Source organism: Streptomyces sennicomposti (assembly GCF_019890635.1).
Classification (GTDB): domain Bacteria; phylum Actinomycetota; class Actinomycetes; order Streptomycetales; family Streptomycetaceae; genus Streptomyces; species Streptomyces sennicomposti.
Genome location: NZ_JAIOAB010000123.1, coordinates 1 through 2,973, shown reverse-complemented (window position 1 = coordinate 2,973; position 2,973 = coordinate 1). Strand labels below are relative to the sequence as shown.

At 71.5% G+C, this 2,973-nt stretch carries 3 protein-coding genes; 2 read left to right on the top strand and 1 reads right to left on the bottom strand.

What is annotated here, in order from left to right:
- Together K7787_RS31295 and K7787_RS31290 are read left to right on the top strand one after the other, a co-directional pair.
- Positions 1-512: alpha/beta hydrolase (locus tag K7787_RS31295; protein WP_223003699.1), on the top strand; the 512-nt coding region annotated here is incomplete at its 5' end.
- Positions 513-729: 217 nt separating this feature from the next.
- A complete protein-coding gene (locus K7787_RS31290) occupies positions 730-1,887 on the top strand; it encodes a CaiB/BaiF CoA transferase family protein (RefSeq protein ID WP_164393121.1) in 1,158 nt (385 codons plus the stop codon).
- A gap of 85 nt (positions 1,888-1,972) precedes the next feature.
- Here K7787_RS31290 and K7787_RS31285 read toward each other — a convergent pair whose 3' ends face one another.
- Positions 1,973-2,659, bottom strand: coding sequence for a TetR/AcrR family transcriptional regulator (locus tag K7787_RS31285; protein WP_009192233.1), 687 nt, complete (start codon positions 2,657-2,659; stop codon positions 1,973-1,975).
- Positions 2,660-2,973 lie beyond the last annotated feature (314 nt).

The window sequence follows — 2,973 nt, the reverse complement described above, 5'->3', positions numbered from 1 at the left end:
GCACCGTGGTCGCCGCGAACTACGGCCGCATCATGCGTGAGTCCGGCGCCCTTGCGACGCTGGAGGCGCTCGGCAGGCAGCGCACGGCCGAGGCCCGGGGCGCGGAAGCCCTGCTCACGACCTATATCCCCGACTCGCCCGAGGAGCGGGAGCAGGCCGGCGTCACCGACGTCGACATCGTCAACGCCGTCGAGTACTACCGCACGCCTCGGGCGCAGAGCCCGAACTCGCCCAACAAGCTGCGCTTCTCCGGTCTGGAGGCGGCGCTGGGCTTCGACGCGTTCCACCTGGCGGAGGTGCTGCTCACGCAGCCCTTGCAGGTCGTCGTGGGCGACGTGCCGGGCGCCTTCGGCTCCTACCGCGACGGCTGGGAACTCTTCAACCGGGCCCGCTCGGAGAAGAAGGACATCCTCGTCGTCCAGGGCGCGAGCCACTACGACCTCTACGACCAGCCGAAGTACGTCGACCAGGCGCTGGAGAAGCTCACCGCCTTCTTCGGGGAAAACCTCTGATCCACGGGTGACGAGCCGACCGGGCACGGCTCCGGAAGTCTTCGAGGAGACTCCCGGAGCCGTGCCCTCACCTGTTCGTAACCTGCTCGACCGGCGCGCGCCCTCCTGCCGGAGCACACGCACCGGTTCGCATTCCACGAAAGCGCGGTTCGGAATTTCGCAATTGAACTGGCCCGTGGCCCGGGATACCTTCCCGGCGACAGAACGGGAGACTGGGATGACGGGAAAGCCGAGCGGTCCGCTCGCGGGCGTCAGGATCGTGGAGCTGGGCGGCGTGGGGCCGACCCCCTTTTGCTGCATGCTCCTTTCCGACCTCGGCGCGGACATCGTCCGTATCGACCGGCCGCCGGGCTATGACGGTGGCGCGCCGGTCGAGCCGCGGTTCAATCTGCTCAACCGCGGACGGCGCAGTGCCGCACTGGATCTGAAGAACGGGGCGGCCGTCGAGGCGGTCCTCAGACTGGTGCGCGACGCCGACGCCGTGATCGAGGGCTTCCGCCCGGGGGTCGCGGAGAAGCTGGGCCTGGGCCCGGACGAGTGCCGGGCGGCCAACCCGCGGCTGGTGTACGGACGGATGACGGGGTGGGGCCAGAACGGGCCACTGGCCCAGGCGCCCGGCCATGACGTGAACTACGTGTCGCTCACCGGTGTGCTGCACTCCGTGGGCAGGGCGGGCGGACCGCCGGTGATCCCGCTCAACCTCGCCGGCGACTTCGGCGGCGGCTCCCTCTACCTCGCCCTCGGCGTGGTCTCGGCGCTGCTGGAGAGCCGGACTTCGGGGCGCGGTCAGGTGATCGACGCGGCCATGGTGGACGGTTCGGCGTCCTTGATGACCCTCTTCTACGGGCTGCACGCCGCCGGGTACTGGAACGACGAGCGCGGCACCAACCGCCTCGACTCGGGCGCTCCCTGGTACGACGTCTACGAGACGAAGGACGGCCGCTGGCTGAGCGTCGGCTCCAACGAGGCTCGGTTCTGGCGCAACACCCTGCGGCTCCTCGGGCTGCGCGAGGAGGACATGCCGGACCAGCACGACCGGACCAGGTGGCCCGAGATGCGGACCACGCTCGCCGAGGTGCTCCGCACCCGCACCCGGGACGAGTGGTGTGCGCTGGCCGAGGGCCAGGAGGTGTGCGTCGCGCCGGTCCTGTCGCTGACGGAGGCGCCCGGCCATCCGCACCTGCGTGAACGGGGTACGTTCACCGAGGTGGAGGGCGTGATCCAGCCGGCGCCCGCGCCGCGCTTCAGCCGGACTCCCGGAGCGATCCAGGGACCGCCCGCCGAGCCGGGACAGCACACCGACGAGGTCCTGGGAGACTGGGGCTTCACCGCCGAGGAGCTGTCCGCACTGCGCGCCGCGGGCGCGATCGTCTGAGTCGGCCCCCGCGAGCTGTCGGTCCGGGGACGCCTGCCGCGGCCCCGGAGCGCGCTGTTTCGCCCGGCGTCCGGCGTCGGCCCGCTCAACGCCCCGGATCGCCCTCGACCAGGCGCCGCAGCGAGGGCAGCAGCGCGTCGAGGTCCTGGCCGGTGCGGAAGGCGACGACGGTGGTGCCGCCGTCCGTGCCGTCCGGCCGGGCGCCCGGGGCCGGGAACAGCGCGAGCACCTCGCCCATCGCCTCGTCCAGCTCGGTCACGGGATCGGCGGACTCGCCGCGCAGCCAGCGGCGCAGCACATGGTTGTGGGCGGCGACGACGGAGGCCGCCATCAGCTCGGCGCGCAGGGACGCCGACGTCGTCGGGTCGCCCATCCAGTCGGCGATGAACTCGCGGAACAGCCGCTGGTAGCGGGCCACGCTGGCGATCTCGCGGTCGCGCAGGGCCGACACCTTGCTGGTCAGGGCGTAGCGCCGGCGGGCGAGGTCGCCCTCCTCGATGTAGTGCAGCAGCACCAGCCGGACCGCGTCCGAGACCGCGACGAGGGCGGTGCGGTGACTGGAGGTCGCCAGCCGGTCACGGATCAGTTCGAGCAGCCGGTCGTGGTCGGGGAAGATGACCGCTTCCTTGGACCGGTAGTGCCGGAAGAACGTGGTGCGTCCCACTCCGGCCCGTTCGGCGATGTCGTCGACGGTGGTCTGCTCGTATCCGCGCTCGTCGAACAGCGCGAAGGCGGCGTCCGCGAGTCGGATCCGCGCCGGTGGCTTGCTCATGACCGCTCATCCTCTCCCGTCGTGGCCCCTGGTGACCACTTGCCCCACCCAACGGTACTGAGTACCGTATTACAGAGATCAAGTACCAGAGGAGGTCCGGGTGGATTCCGTGGCGCACGGCGAGTCCGGCCTGCTCCTCCGGCCGGTCCACGACGGTGGGGCTCCGACCGCCGGGACCGCGACGACGCCGCCGTCCGGGGCGTCCCTGTTCCGCACGACACGTTCTGACGCGGGGCGCCCGCCGGGCCGTACGGCGTCCGCGTTCCCGCACCACACCCTCCGACCGACGAGACTCCGGTGGTACAGCCAGTGAC